The organism is Stecheria intestinalis (genome assembly GCF_009696165.1).
GTDB classification, from domain to species: Bacteria; Bacillota_I; Bacilli_A; order Erysipelotrichales; family Erysipelotrichaceae; genus Bulleidia; species Bulleidia intestinalis.
Genome location: NZ_VUMN01000048.1, coordinates 1 through 12,438 on the forward strand (window position 1 = coordinate 1; position 12,438 = coordinate 12,438).

General features: G+C 48.2%; 14 protein-coding genes. 8 read left to right on the forward strand and 6 right to left on the reverse strand.

Annotated features, from left to right (window positions below; all coding sequences use genetic code 11):
• The first annotated feature begins 189 nt into the window (after nt 1–189).
• A complete protein-coding gene (locus tag FYJ51_RS12780; protein WP_154505951.1) occupies nt 190–588 on the forward strand; it encodes a hypothetical protein in 399 nt (132 codons plus the stop codon).
• Between the two features lie 141 nt (nt 589–729).
• On the opposite strand, the gene FYJ51_RS12785 is transcribed toward FYJ51_RS12780, so the two are convergent.
• Nucleotides 730–1,521 carry an alpha/beta hydrolase gene (locus tag FYJ51_RS12785; RefSeq protein ID WP_154505952.1) on the reverse strand — a complete coding sequence of 264 codons (792 nt, stop codon included), beginning with the start codon at nt 1,519–1,521 and terminating at the stop codon, nt 730–732.
• Nucleotides 1,522–1,661: 140 nt separating this feature from the next.
• On the opposite strand from FYJ51_RS12785, the gene FYJ51_RS12790 reads away from it, so the two are divergent.
• Nucleotides 1,662–2,342 carry a YoaK family protein gene (locus FYJ51_RS12790; protein WP_205946333.1) on the forward strand — a complete coding sequence of 227 codons (681 nt, stop codon included), beginning with the start codon at nt 1,662–1,664 and terminating at the stop codon, nt 2,340–2,342.
• Here the strand turns inward: FYJ51_RS12790 and FYJ51_RS12795 are convergent.
• Entirely contained in the window at nt 2,336–2,665 is a 330-nt protein-coding gene (locus FYJ51_RS12795; protein ID WP_105303219.1) for a winged helix-turn-helix transcriptional regulator, read from the reverse strand. The genes FYJ51_RS12790 and FYJ51_RS12795 overlap by 7 nt on opposite strands.
• 125 nt (nt 2,666–2,790) lie before the next feature.
• Between FYJ51_RS12795 and ygiD the strand changes: the two genes are divergently transcribed.
• The 5 genes from ygiD (at nt 2,791) to FYJ51_RS12820 (ending at nt 8,577) form a co-directional block, all read left to right on the forward strand.
• On the forward strand, nt 2,791–3,567 hold the full coding sequence (gene ygiD / locus FYJ51_RS12800; RefSeq protein WP_205946334.1) for a 4,5-DOPA-extradiol-dioxygenase: 777 nt from the start codon (nt 2,791–2,793) through the stop codon (nt 3,565–3,567).
• A 392-nt stretch (nt 3,568–3,959) separates the two neighbouring features.
• Entirely contained in the window at nt 3,960–4,931 is a 972-nt protein-coding gene (locus FYJ51_RS12805; RefSeq protein ID WP_154505953.1) for a DUF4349 domain-containing protein, read from the forward strand.
• Nucleotides 4,932–5,232: 301 nt separating this feature from the next.
• Nucleotides 5,233–6,468: a [FeFe] hydrogenase H-cluster maturation GTPase HydF gene (gene hydF, locus FYJ51_RS12810; protein WP_154505954.1), complete on the forward strand. Its 1,236-nt coding sequence runs from the start codon at nt 5,233–5,235 to the stop codon at nt 6,466–6,468.
• Nucleotides 6,465–7,853, forward strand: a complete 1,389-nt coding sequence (locus FYJ51_RS12815) for an aspartate ammonia-lyase (RefSeq protein ID WP_154505955.1) — start codon at nt 6,465–6,467, stop codon at nt 7,851–7,853. The genes hydF and FYJ51_RS12815 overlap by 4 nt, the downstream gene beginning before the upstream one ends.
• A gap of 196 nt (nt 7,854–8,049) precedes the next feature.
• Complete coding sequence (locus FYJ51_RS12820; RefSeq protein WP_205946335.1) at nt 8,050–8,577, forward strand: ECF transporter S component; 528 nt, start codon at nt 8,050–8,052, stop codon at nt 8,575–8,577.
• A gap of 81 nt (nt 8,578–8,658) precedes the next feature.
• Here FYJ51_RS12820 and FYJ51_RS12825 read toward each other — a convergent pair whose 3' ends face one another.
• The gene (locus FYJ51_RS12825; RefSeq protein ID WP_154505957.1) at nt 8,659–9,045 is read right to left on the reverse strand and encodes a hypothetical protein; all 387 of its coding nucleotides are present in this window, start codon (nt 9,043–9,045) and stop codon (nt 8,659–8,661) included.
• An 881-nt stretch (nt 9,046–9,926) separates the two neighbouring features.
• On the opposite strand from FYJ51_RS12825, the gene istA reads away from it, so the two are divergent.
• On the forward strand, nt 9,927–11,246 hold the full coding sequence (gene istA, locus FYJ51_RS12830; protein WP_154505958.1) for an IS21 family transposase: 1,320 nt from the start codon (nt 9,927–9,929) through the stop codon (nt 11,244–11,246).
• An 85-nt stretch (nt 11,247–11,331) separates the two neighbouring features.
• Here the strand turns inward: istA and FYJ51_RS12835 are convergent, their stop codons facing one another.
• The 3 genes from FYJ51_RS12835 to FYJ51_RS12845 all read right to left on the reverse strand — a co-directional run bounded on the left by FYJ51_RS12835 (nt 11,332) and on the right by FYJ51_RS12845 (nt 12,380).
• A complete protein-coding gene (locus FYJ51_RS12835; protein ID WP_105303210.1) occupies nt 11,332–11,694 on the reverse strand; it encodes a type II toxin-antitoxin system HicB family antitoxin in 363 nt (120 codons plus the stop codon).
• Nucleotides 11,681–11,932, reverse strand: a complete 252-nt coding sequence (locus FYJ51_RS12840) for a type II toxin-antitoxin system HicA family toxin (protein WP_154505959.1) — start codon at nt 11,930–11,932, stop codon at nt 11,681–11,683. Before FYJ51_RS12840 ends, FYJ51_RS12835 begins: the two co-directional genes overlap by 14 nt.
• A gap of 211 nt (nt 11,933–12,143) precedes the next feature.
• Entirely contained in the window at nt 12,144–12,380 is a 237-nt protein-coding gene (locus FYJ51_RS12845) for a transposase domain-containing protein (protein ID WP_154505960.1), read from the reverse strand.
• Between the last annotated feature and the right edge of the window lie 58 nt (nt 12,381–12,438).

The window sequence follows — 12,438 nt, forward strand, 5'->3', positions numbered from 1 at the left end:
TAGAACGAATTTTCAAAACCGGGGAGCCTGTTTCCTCTTTTCGTGGTGGCCGATCAGAAAAATTCTGAAGCTTATGAATTTATCGAAGAAATCTCTGAAAAAGGACTTGATTTAAGTTATCAAATTTATGTCAGCATATTATATTTTCTAGGTGGTGATATGATATAAGGCTCTCGGGAGGACTATCTCATGGACCTGCGTATTACCAACACTCCTAAGGGTCAGTACCTCACGATCTGTGAAAAGTATCGTGGCAAAACAACCGGAAAGAGAAAAGACATTTATGTCAGAAAGATTGGCTATGCCAGTGAATATGCGTCTCAGTATTCTGACCCTATTGCGCACTTCACCGTATGCTTCACAGCGCTTGTTCTGATCCGGCTGCTGCATCTGAAGCTGAAGAAGAAATATCCAGTCGGACAGCTTCTGGAATCGCTCAGGAGATACAGCTGCATTCCGATCAGCGAAAAAGATTATCAGTTCTGCTTCTACAATGAGGTAATCAGAGAATGCGGCAGCGCATTCGATATCAGCCTTGATCGCAAATTCCAGACACAGCAGGAAATGCGCCGGCTGCTGAAATATTAGCGTTCGGCTTCGGAAGATCGCCTATTACACCACACAGATAAAATGGAGAAAGTTGCTTGGTTATGCGGCTTTCTCCATTTTTACCTCAAAACTTGAGATCATAATTTATGCAAATTTTCCCATGCGATTTCTGCAGCTATTCTATCTGCAGATGAACCCGAACGCCGCAAGAACCTCCGGAAGATCTCTGTTCCAGAACTCCCAGCTGTGATCTCCTTCTTCACACCGGAAAGAAACCTGAAGATCGGTATGATGAGCCAGATAATCTGCAAACTTCCGATTCTCTTCATACAGAAAATCAGACTTCCCGCAGGAAAGAAACACCGCCGGCTTCAGAATGTCTGTTCTCCCCTGCAGCTGATCAGCAAGCGCATAGAGATCATTTTCGGACCCATAGTAAGCCTCCTTGCCTCCGAACACCTCATCGAGAGACGACCGGAAATCCGGAACCGGCATCATACCTGCACCTTCTTCCGCCTTTCCATAACAGTCGGTCACCGCTGACAGCGCCGCTATGTGTCCGAATATTTCCGGATGTTTCAGTCCAAGCTTCAATGCACCGTAACCGCCCATGGAAGCACCGGCGATATACTGATCTTCCCGTCTTCCAGAAGCGTGGAAGAATTCATGAACCACGTATGGAACTTCTTCCGCCATATAGTCCTCATACCGGAGTCCATGAACCGCATTGACGCAGAAGCTGCGATGAATGCATGGCATCGCAATGATGACTCCGGCATATTTTGCATACCTCTCCAGTTCCGTCATGCGGATCCAGCTTGTTTCATCTGCCGCATAGCCATGCAGCAGATAGAGCACCGGATACAGATCTTTCCGTTCTCCATCTTTAAAACGGCGATCCGGAAGAAGTACTGTCATCGGCATCTCCATGCCGAGATAATGCGAATAGAACTTCAGATTCACAAGTGTCATAGACTCATCCTCTAACAGAATCAATTCATATTACATCACGCAGAGAGAAGAAACTGATCAGAAATCATTCAATCCGGAATCTTCCCTTGCGCACAGCCGGATAGACAGCTATAGTAAGTCCTCGGAAAAGAGAACTCAGAATGGAAAGACTTGCTTTCAACCAATCCATACAGATGTCAGAAGCACCGGTCACCGTATTCTTTCTGACCTTGTCCGGCGGCATGCAGGATGCTTATTCCTACTTTGTCCGCGGCAAGGTATTCGCCAATGCCCAGACTGGCAATATCGTGCTGATGAGCCAGCACTTCTTTGCCGGAGACCTTTCTGGCGGATTAAGATACCTGGTTCCTCTGCTTGCATTTTCAGCCGGAATCTTTGCGGCAGAACGAATTCATGCGTCCTTTGCAGGAACAGGAAGAATCCACTGGCGGCAGGTTGTCGTGATTCTGGAAGCAGTCATTCTGCTGCTGGTCGGTCTCTTGCCAGGAAGTATGGATCTGGCTGCGAATGCCCTCACTTCGTTCTGCTGTGCCATGCAGGTAGAAGCCTTCCGGAAAATATCGGGTTATGGGTATGCCAGCACAATGTGCATCGGCAATCTGCGTTCAGGCATGGAAGCCTTATCCATTTATCTGCGCACTCATGAGAACGAGAAGCTGGTCAGATGTCTGCATTATTTCGGAGTGATTGCGGTCTTTGCATTAGGAGCAGGACTCGGAAGCTTTCTATCATCCTCAATGAGTCATGCGATGATCTGGATCTGTAGCGGATTCCTTCTCGTTTCGTTCCTGCTCATGCTGAAAACGGAATCCCTTCAGTGATCATACTCATTCTCCCAGGCCTTCATGGCAAGAAGAACCTGGTCGAATCCTCTTCCTTTTTCTGTCAATGCATACTGCACCGTGACCGGAACAGTCGGGATCACTGTTCTTGAGATAATTCCGTTCTTCTCCAGGTGGCGCAGGGTATCTGTCAGGGACTTCGTGCTGACATTCAGAGCCTTGGACAGATCGCTGAAACGCATCGTTCCGATGTGAAGCTGTTCCAGGACCAGATAGGACCATTTTCCGCTGAATATCTCAGAAACTCTGCGGATGCTGCGGAGGCATACTGCATCATATACTCTGCTGTGATCTGCACTCATCGTTTTCCCTCCAGCGCTTCACTTTCTGAAGCTTCTTTTCTTTTTCTGACAATATATAAAAAAACTGCGTGATTTACATCTGATATGACCTGAGGCAGACTATCAGCATCTGGAGGTATCAATCTATGAATACAGAACTCATGCCTGTCCTGTTCACAGGACATGGATCCCCTATGAACGCAATTGAAAAGAACAGCCGGGCAAGAACCGGATGGCGAACACTCGGCAAAGAACTCAAACGGCCTTCTGTCATCATTGCCATATCTGCCCACTGGGCCGCAAGAAGCACCTTGGTCAGAACCGCTGCTGACAATCCGCAGATCTATGATATGTACGGGTTCCCGGAAGAACTGTATCGGGTAAAGTATGCTCCGGCGGGATCTATTGAATATGCCGAAAAAGTTCTGAACCTGCTCGGGAATATTGCTGAAGCGGACAATTCCTGGGGCATCGATCACGGCGTCTGGTCCGTATTATGCAACCTGTTTCCAGAGGCAGATATTCCGGTTGTCATGGTCAGCATCAATGTTGCTGCTTCTCCAGAAGAGCTTTATGAAACCGGCAGAAAACTGAAGCCGCTGCGGCAGGAAGGTGCTTTGATTCTTGCCAGCGGCAATGTCGTTCACAATCTGTCCATGGTCAGCTGGGATATGAAGAATGGCTATGGCTGGGCGAATCAGTTTGACGAAGCCATCCGGGATCGCATCCTGAGCAAGGACTCGGAAGGTCTGCTGAATTATCAGAATATTCATGGCTGGGAACGAGCTATGCCTACCGCTGAGCATTTCGATCCCCTGCTCGTGGCTGCAGGCGCTGGCGAAGAAGCTTCCTCTGTGAAAGCATGGAATGAATACCGGGAACTCGGATCCATGTCGATGACTTCTTACTTGTGGGAAAACTGATGTGCGGAACCTCCGCACATCTTTTTTCTGTTATGAGATGCTGAGTACAATGATGGTTTCTTCGTTCTTCACCGAATACCTGATTTCCATGCCTGCATAATTCAGCGTGCACACTTCTTCGCTGCCCCGCTTTCCGAAAGGCCGGGGATCCTCTGCAAGAACAGCAGTAAGCAAAGCCTGCTACTTTTCCGGGATCCGTTTTTAGCTTCTGCAGAAAACTCAGCCTTAAGCTTCCGGTAACAATCCGATTTCATTCACAGTTTTTCCATGTCCACCTTCTCTCCCTATCGCTTCTGCTATAATAATTCACAAGGGAGACCATCCGACAATCATTCAGTTTTTCTGCAGCATTTTCTTCGTCGCTGCTGTTTCTATATGGGAGGGAAATTGCCATGAAAAATCATCGTTCCAAGCCTCTGCTGGCCATTGCTGTTCTCACAATGTCTGTTTCACTTGCGGCCTGCGGGCAGAGCAGATCTTCTGCAGCTTCGGATACAGCGGCATATTATGCGGCTGATTCTGCAGCAGAAAACGGGGAATACGAGTATGGAGGCGGAGCAGAGATCTCTTCAGAAACCACAGGTACCTCTGACGAGAATTCTGAAATCACCGGTGACAAGATTGTCTACACCGGGTCTCTTACCGTAGAAACACTCAGTTATGAAGATACGGTATCTTCCATCACCGAACAGATCCGCAGTCTGAACGGCATCATTCAGTCTCAGAATGAATATGATGGCGATACCAGCTGGTATACCGGATCAACTGTCCGTAACAGCAATCGCTGCATGTACATCACCGCCCGGATTCCGACAGACTCTTTTGATACGTTCATGAATACTGCCGGAGACAGCGGCAAAGTAACCAGCCGTTCCTCCAGCACGGAGAATATCTCCAAGAAGTACCATGACAATGACATTGAAATCGAGAGTCTCGAAACTCAGGAAAAGCGTCTGCTGGAAATGCTCGATCAGGCAGAAACTGTAGAAGACATGGTGACGATTGACAGCAGGCTCAGCGAAGTCCAGACCGAGCTGAACCAGAAACGCAGTGATAAAAGCTCCATGGATACCGATGTTGCCTATTCCACTGTCACGATCGAGATTGATGAAGTTCAGCGCTATTCCCCGGATCAAAGCGGACCGGATACTTCTGATTTCACATACCGCCTGAAAGAAGCTCTTTCCGGAACCTGGCAGAACTTCGTCTATGCCCTGCAGATGATTCTGATTGCAGCAATCTATATCCTGCCATTCGCATTGCTGATATTTGCGCTTTATCAGATTGTCCGCATGATTTCGAAGAAGACCGGAAAGCACCTGACCTTCCGGAAGAAGAAAGATCAGACGCCTGAAAATCACTGAGGTTTCAGAGGACTGCTGAGGCAGTCCTTTTCAGTTTCATGAAAGCATCAAAATGCTTTGCCACCGCAGAGCGGAAAAGAATTCAGAAAGTGCCTTGTTTCAGGCAGTTTCCGGTGCTTGGTCTCATAATTGAGACATGGTCTATAGGTACATAAACCTAATGACTGCTCCAGATTCAGATGCAGAGTTTTCACGCATGCACAGAATTGTTTCTGCATCCTGCTGGTATAATAGACAGCGGCAGGATCTCTGATCCGGAAGATGACAGTCAGTCTTCTGACAGCGAAGGGAGAAATCAATCATGAGTCTGAATCATACGCCCAATGCCGAACGAGTTCATATCGGCATCTTCGGAAAACGGAATGCAGGAAAATCCAGTCTGATCAATGCAATTACCGGACAGGATCTTGCGGTGGTTTCAGAAGTGTCCGGAACCACTACGGATCCCGTATACAAAGCAATGGAAATTCTTCCTTTAGGCCCGGTACTGCTGATCGATACCCCAGGGCTTGACGATACCGGAAAGCTTGGAGAACTGCGGGTTCATAAAAGCTGGCAGATTCTCAATAAGACAGATATTGCCCTGCTCGTCATCGATGAGCGTCAGGGGATTTCACCGGAAGACGAAGCAATTCTGAACCGGATTGCGAAGAAGCAGATTCCATGCATCATCGTAATGAACAAGCATGATCTGATGCCAGAAAATCAGAAAGTCTCTCTGCCTGAGAATATCGGTTTTCCCGCGATCGAAGTCAGTGCTTCGACGGGATACCATATTCCTGAGCTGAGGGAACTGCTTACTTCGGTCTATCATGTCCCGGAAGAAAAGTTCCGCATCGTCGGAGATCTGCTTTCTCCTTCCGATTTTGCAGTGCTCGTCGTTCCGATTGATAAAGCTGCTCCGAAAGGAAGACTGATTCTTCCGCAGCAGCAGACAATCCGCGACATCCTTGAAGCAGATGCCACCGCAATTGTATGCAAGGAATATGAACTGCGAGAAACCTTGGAGAATCTCGGAAAGAAGCCAAAGATCGTGATCACGGACAGTCAGGTATTTGCCAAGGTTTCTGCAGATACCCCGAAAGATATTCTTCTGACTTCTTTCTCGATTCTGATGGCTCGCTATAAGGGAAATCTCGAGACCCTGGTAAAAGGAGTCAGTATACTGGATCAGCTGAAAGACGGAGATCGCGTTCTCATTTCCGAAGGATGCACGCATCATCGGCAGTGTGATGATATCGGGTCCGTCAAGATTCCCCGCTGGGTCCGGAATTATACAGGCGTCGAACCGGAATTCAGCTATTCCAGCGGAACGGAATTTCCGGAAGATCTCTCCTCCTACCGGATGATCATTCACTGCGGAGGATGCACGCTGAACGAGCGTGAAATGAAATACCGGATCGCATGCTCAGAAGATGCCGGTGTTCCGATCACGAATTACGGCATTGCGATTGCCTGCATGCAGGGAATCCTGAGACGGAGTCTGGAACCATTCCCTTCAATCTCTGCCTATCTGGAGAATCACAAAGACCTATGAAAGAAAGAACCAGAGAAGATAAAGACCTGCTTGGCTCGATGGAGCTTCCGCAAGAGTGTCTGTACGGAATTGAAACTGCCCGGGCGCTTTCCAACTTCCAGGTAACCGGAAGACCGGTACGCATGGAACTGATCACAGCAATGATCACCGTGAAGAAAGCAGCCGTACTCGCAAATCAGGATACCGGCAGACTGCCGGAAGAAAAAGCAGAGGCAATCATTTCTGCCTGTGATGAGATCCTGCGTGATTCTCATTCATTCCGTTCTGCATTTCCTGCCGATGCCCTGCAGGGCGGTGCTGGAACGACGACAAACATGAACGTGAATGAAGTGCTTGCCAATCTCGGCCTGAGACACATGGGGCATAAGCCTGGCGAATATGTATATCTTCATCCACTCGATGATGTGAATATGGGCCAGTCGACCAACGATGTCTATCCCACTGCGCTCCGAATCGCTTCCATCGGTCTGGTTCGGGCGCTCAGTCAGAGCTGCAGCAGACTGCAGGAAAGCCTGCAGCGCAGGGAACAGGAATACGACCGGGTCGTGAAGCTCGGACGGACTGAGATGATGGATGCCGTTCCGATCACGCTCGGAGAAGAATTCGGTGCCTATGCCCAGGCAATTGCCCGGGACCGCTGGCGGATCTACAAAGTGGAGGAACGCCTCCGGCAGATCAATCTCGGAGGAACCGCGGTCGGAAATCGGAATAACACGACAAGACAGTATATGTACCGGGTAACGGATCATCTGCAGGAGCTTACCGGATACGGACTTGCAAGAGCGGAATATCCGATGGACCTGACGCAGAACTGCGACGTGTTCGTTGAAGTATCAGGTCTGCTCAAGGCACTTGCGGTCAACCTGATCAAGATCTCCACGGACCTTCGGATCATGAATTCCGGTCCTTACGGAGGGCTCAGCGAAATACATCTGAAACCTCTTCAGGAAGGAAGCACCATCATGCCGGGAAAGGTGAACCCGGTCATCCCGGAGATGGTCACGCAAGCTGCGCTTGCTGTGATCGCCGATGACAGTGCCATCACCTCAGCTGCTTCGATGGGAAACTTCGAGCTCAATGCGTTCATGCCGCTGATCGCAGACCGCCTGCTGGAAAGCCTGACTGTGCTGGATCAGGCAGTAAGAACGCTTCAGGAAAAATGCATTGATCTTCTGGAAGCAGATTTTGCCGGCTGCCGGAAACATCTGGAACATGCGCTGATCTATGCCACGGTTTTATCTCCGTATATCGGATATGAGAAAGCATCTGAGCTTGCATCAAAATGCGGCAATGACCGGAAGAAGTTCTGCGAGAAAGTCATTGAAGAAGGACTGATGACCTCAGAAGAACTTCATCGGGTTCTGCATGCCGAGAAACTGGAATAGCAGATTCATGCATGAAAGGTCCTGGGCAATCCAGGATCTTTTTGATGCCTCTCACTTCGGCCGGAAATGCTGCACCATCGTTCCGTATCTTCACAGTCAGGTGATACAATAACTGCTGGCACGAAGCCCCGAGGCAGTCTGAAGGCTGCTTGGTCCGCAAGAACATGAATGTTCAGGAAGAAAGGGGATCCTGATTTTGACCGCAGAAGTTCATACACTCACTCTCTCTGCAATATTTCTCGCACTCGGACTTATCCTGCCGTTTCTGGTGTTCCAGATTCCGGCCATCGGAGCGATGCTGCTGCCGATGCACTGGCCGGTCTTTTTTGCCGCTTATGTATGCGGAGGCCGCTATGCAGCTCTGATCGGCTTCTTATGCCCGCTTCTTCGCAGCGCCTTATTTGGCATGCCGGCAATGTTTCCGAATGCAATCGCCATGGCCTTTGAACTTGCCGCCTATGGTGCAGTGACCGGAATGATCTACCATCGTTCCAGAACAAAAGACCTGAAAACGATTTATCTTTCTCTGATTTCAGGCATGATCGCCGGGCGCATCGTATGGGGAATCGCTGAAACCATACTGCTCAGCACCGGAGAAGCCCATTTCACATTCCAGGCATTTCTTGCCGGCGGATTCCTCAATGCCCTGCCTGGCATTATCCTGCAGCTGATCCTGCTTCCCGTTCTTGTGAATCGTCTGAGGAAGACAGGACATCTTCATTGATCATCATCTCCGGAAATCTCAGATTCGGCGGCTGAGCAATCGGGTCCATCTGCGCTGACGATGTGCATAGAACAGTTCTGCTCAGAGCCAGACAGCTGGAGTCTTCCAGCCCGCATCGAGTTCAACATGATCCGTATACAGACAATGCTTTTCATCTTCTGCAGACAGAATGATCTCGTGATTCCATAATGGCACGAGATCATTTCTTTCTTCGGTATAAATTCCTTCTGACAATCCGAAACGCACGACATGAATCCGATGAATTCCAAGCGGAAGAAATCCGAATACACGAAAACGGAATGCATAATCGATTCCTGCTTTCCAGAACGTATCCTGGTTTGGCTGTACCTGGACAAAAGAAGCCCATGGAGCAGCCACCTTCTGCAGCGTCTGCAGTTTCTGGAGTTCAGAAAATACCGTTTCTGCAGAAGCAGGAAATCCGGAAGTTCTGTGAACTGCTGTTCTCATAGCTGTCTTCACCCCCTGCGCATCCTCACATGCATGAATGCAGGGATACCGCATGTTCATGCAGCGTTCCTGCGATTCAGGATTGATTCTCCTCCATGTTCAGATGGAGGCCAGGGCATGTTTTCACGGGTATTCTTCTGTCTGGAGAATATCATAGTTAGCTTTTCAAACAATAAATCATTCCTTCTCCTCACAGCTTTAGTCCTGCCGATCGGCTGACTCTGATCGTTCATCGATGCCGACCATTCCAGTTACTGCAGAAGCGGGATCACATCGCTGAAGATCGTCCAGTGGCAGCATGTTCCCGAGATCAGCAGAATGACGGGATTCTCATAATCTGCGAAGGTATAGAACTTCATGATCTTTCCACTTTGCTGAATGCTTCTTTGCTCATCAGCTGAGCATATTCTTCCGGCCTTTCCATTTGAAACCCGCAATGTCCATAGCCTTTCATCACGAGATACTCAGCTTCCGGATAGTTCTTCCGCAGTCTTCTTTCCGCTTTCCGGGCTGGTTCTTTCTCTGAATAGAGAAAAGTAAATTTCCTGATCTCATCTTCATCAAATGCAAAAACGCAGCGAATTGGGGCGCGAGTTCCAATCTAATTGGGGCATAGACACAATCTAATTGGGGCAGTTTCTCCGGGAGTATTCCCGGTTTTTTTACTCCTTTTCTCTTCAGACCTAAACTGGTTTCAAGGAAAGGAGGTGATATTTCATGGTCAAAGTTAGTGCTTATGTGATCCGGCAGGCTGTCCGCTTCTGCGAGGAAGGTTATTCTCAGCGTGAAATCGGAAGGTTCTGCCAGATCGGCAAGGAAGTGTATTCCGCCTTCTGAGCAAGGCTGAAGAACTCGACCTGACTTCTGCGAAACTGGACTCGATGACTGACGCAGAACTTGAACAGAGGTTCTTTCCTTCGCGCAGCGAACCAAGACGCGACAAGGTGGTGCCGGACTTCAGAAAGGTTCATGATCATCTGACGCACACGCATCATCGATCACTCATGCATGAATGGTTTGACTACCGGGAACAGAATCCTGATGGTTATTCGTATTCCAGATTCCTGGACCTTTACCGACAATGGTGTAGAAAGTTCTCAGTGAAACCGGTACTTCTGCGCAACGAAGAGCCCGGAAAGTGCATGTACATCGACTGGAGCAGCGACACGGTCACTGTGATTCTTGATAACGAAGAGGTTACCATTTACTTCTTTGTCACCAGCATTGGTGCAAGTGAACTCGCTTATGTTGAGCCGTTCCTGGATATGTCAACGGAAAGCTACATAGCTGGTAACGTTCATGCCCTGCGATACTACGGTGCTGTTCCTAAAGTACTTGTCCCTGATAACTGTAAAACGGCAGTGAATCGGAACAAGGACAACGAAGTGGATCTGAACGAAGCATTCAAGGAAATGGCTGCGTATTATCAATGCGTTGTGCTGCCAGCCCGTCCGCGGTCTCCGACAGACAAGAACGATGTCGAAGCCAATGTGCATCATTCCGAGGACTGGATCATCAGTGACATTGAGCTGCATAAGGAGCAATTCCACTCATTCCGAGATATTCAGATTGAATGCAGGAGGCTGCTCGACAGGCAGAATCAACAAAAGTTCAGAGGBACAGATTTCAATCGCTGGGATTGGTTCCGGGACACAGATCTTCCGGAAATGAAGATCCTGACGCAAAAGGACTTTGTACTACGCCAAAGATATTACATGACGGTCCCTAATTCCTATCATGTTCATATCAAAGGTGATCGGCAGCAGTACTCCGTCCCTTACCAGTATATCAGCAAGGATGTCGTCATCCTTTACGATCTATCGACGCTTGAGGTCTATCTGAAAGGATACAAACCGAATGATCCGCCGATTGCCCGCCGGGAACGTGTTTATTCCTCAAGGCTGAATACCGTCAATACGAATCCCGCCTACAGACCTGAGTCTCATCAGATCGCAGTTAATTTGGGAGTCAAGGATTCTGAGTGGTACCTTGCAAAGGCAAGAGAGATCGGACCGTATACGGAAAAACTGATTCACCAGCTTCTTGTCAGTCGTGGCAATCCGGAATCCATGTACAAGTCATGCATGGGAGTGATCACGATGACATGGTCAGGGCACAAAGATCGGGTAACAAAGGCAGAGCTCGAAGGAGCCTGCAGATATGCCTTAGCGATTCATTCGAATTCGAAAATGAAATATTGATTCTTACCCATTTGGGTTAAGCTCCATGACAGGGTTTACGAACTGATGTTATCAAATTGTTATCAAGGAATGTTATCAGGTATCCTTACACCTTCTCCAGTGCGTCATTCTTAGAGAGTAAATACACACAATACTGATTCATACTGACACCTTCTTCTTTAGAATGCGCTGCCAGCGTCCGGTGAAGACTTTTCGGGATTCTCAGCTTAAACTGTCCGGAATAATCGTCGAGCGAAACCGGCTCTGCAATCTCTGTCCCTTCCTCTAATGCAGCTTCCAGCCACGCCTTCTTTGCATCCGCAGCATTTTTTACAACAGATTCCACAGTTTCCCCGACCGTAATGCAGCCGGGAAGTTCAGGATAGCGAGCAACATATCCACCCTCATCCGAATCCGGAACAATCTCTAACTTATAGGGAAGATTCATATAATATTCAATCGTTTTCATGTAATGATTCCTCCTCCACGACTTCACGCATCATTTCTACATATACTTTCTTGATTGGCTCATGCTTTGGAATCGTAATAGGACTTTTCCCAGGCTTGCGGAAAGTGTAATGGCTGCTTCCGCTTTTAGGTGCGTTCATCACATATCCATAGCTCTCCAGCACCTTCCTCAATTCATCAAAGCGCATGTCTTTTGATAGAGAAAGAATGCGACTTAGTAATTTCTCCCATTTCGACATTGTGTACCTTTTTTATTATTATATATGGTGTCATATATGGTGTCAAATTAATTTTTCAACATGTCCCTTGAACAATGTAATATCAAAAATCAGGTCCACATCTGTCAGTGGAGAAGTCTGTAAGCGTCAATAGGTCTGCATAGTATTAACCCCGGCACACCAAAGTCTGAAAAGGCGGACATAGATGTACCGGGGGATTATCTTTGATAGGCTATCTGACTCTCAGCGTATCGGGAAGCTGATCGGAATAGGGCAGGATTCGTTCTATGGATTCAGGGCTCAGATCATGTTCAGTCAGTTCACGGAAGACATATGCCAGGTATTTCTCTGGATCCAGATGATTCAGCTTAGCAGAGATCAGAATCGAGAAATAATATGCACTGACTGTCGCGCCTCTCTCTGTATCCGCAAACAGGAAGTTCTTTCTGGCGAGAACGATCGGTTTCATTCCCTCGCGTTCGGCAAGTTATCCACATATGATGATAACTTGCGTTATCCTCACATTA

What these genes read in the sequence shown, in the direction of transcription:
- FYJ51_RS12785 (WP_154505952.1), bottom strand. Translation starts at nt 1,521, where the DNA reads ATGACACTTGTGAATCTGAAGTTCTATTCGCATTATCTCGGCATGGAG.
- FYJ51_RS12795 (WP_105303219.1), bottom strand. Translation starts at nt 2,665, where the DNA reads ATGAGTGCAGATCACAGCAGAGTATATGATGCAGTATGCCTCCGCAGC.
- FYJ51_RS12805 (WP_154505953.1), top strand. Translation starts at nt 3,960, where the DNA reads ATGAAAAATCATCGTTCCAAGCCTCTGCTGGCCATTGCTGTTCTCACA.
- FYJ51_RS12780 (WP_154505951.1), top strand. Translation starts at nt 190, where the DNA reads ATGGACCTGCGTATTACCAACACTCCTAAGGGTCAGTACCTCACGATC.
- FYJ51_RS12835 (WP_105303210.1), bottom strand. Translation starts at nt 11,694, where the DNA reads ATGAAAACGATTGAATATTATATGAATCTTCCCTATAAGTTAGAGATT.
- FYJ51_RS12790 (WP_205946333.1), top strand. Translation starts at nt 1,662, where the DNA reads ATGGAAAGACTTGCTTTCAACCAATCCATACAGATGTCAGAAGCACCG.
- ygiD (WP_205946334.1), top strand. Translation starts at nt 2,791, where the DNA reads ATGAATACAGAACTCATGCCTGTCCTGTTCACAGGACATGGATCCCCT.
- FYJ51_RS12840 (WP_154505959.1), bottom strand. Translation starts at nt 11,932, where the DNA reads ATGTCGAAATGGGAGAAATTACTAAGTCGCATTCTTTCTCTATCAAAA.
- FYJ51_RS12815 (WP_154505955.1), top strand. Translation starts at nt 6,465, where the DNA reads ATGAAAGAAAGAACCAGAGAAGATAAAGACCTGCTTGGCTCGATGGAG.
- FYJ51_RS12845 (WP_154505960.1), bottom strand. Translation starts at nt 12,380, where the DNA reads ATGAAACCGATCGTTCTCGCCAGAAAGAACTTCCTGTTTGCGGATACA.
- hydF (WP_154505954.1), top strand. Translation starts at nt 5,233, where the DNA reads ATGAGTCTGAATCATACGCCCAATGCCGAACGAGTTCATATCGGCATC.
- FYJ51_RS12825 (WP_154505957.1), bottom strand. Translation starts at nt 9,045, where the DNA reads ATGAGAACAGCAGTTCACAGAACTTCCGGATTTCCTGCTTCTGCAGAA.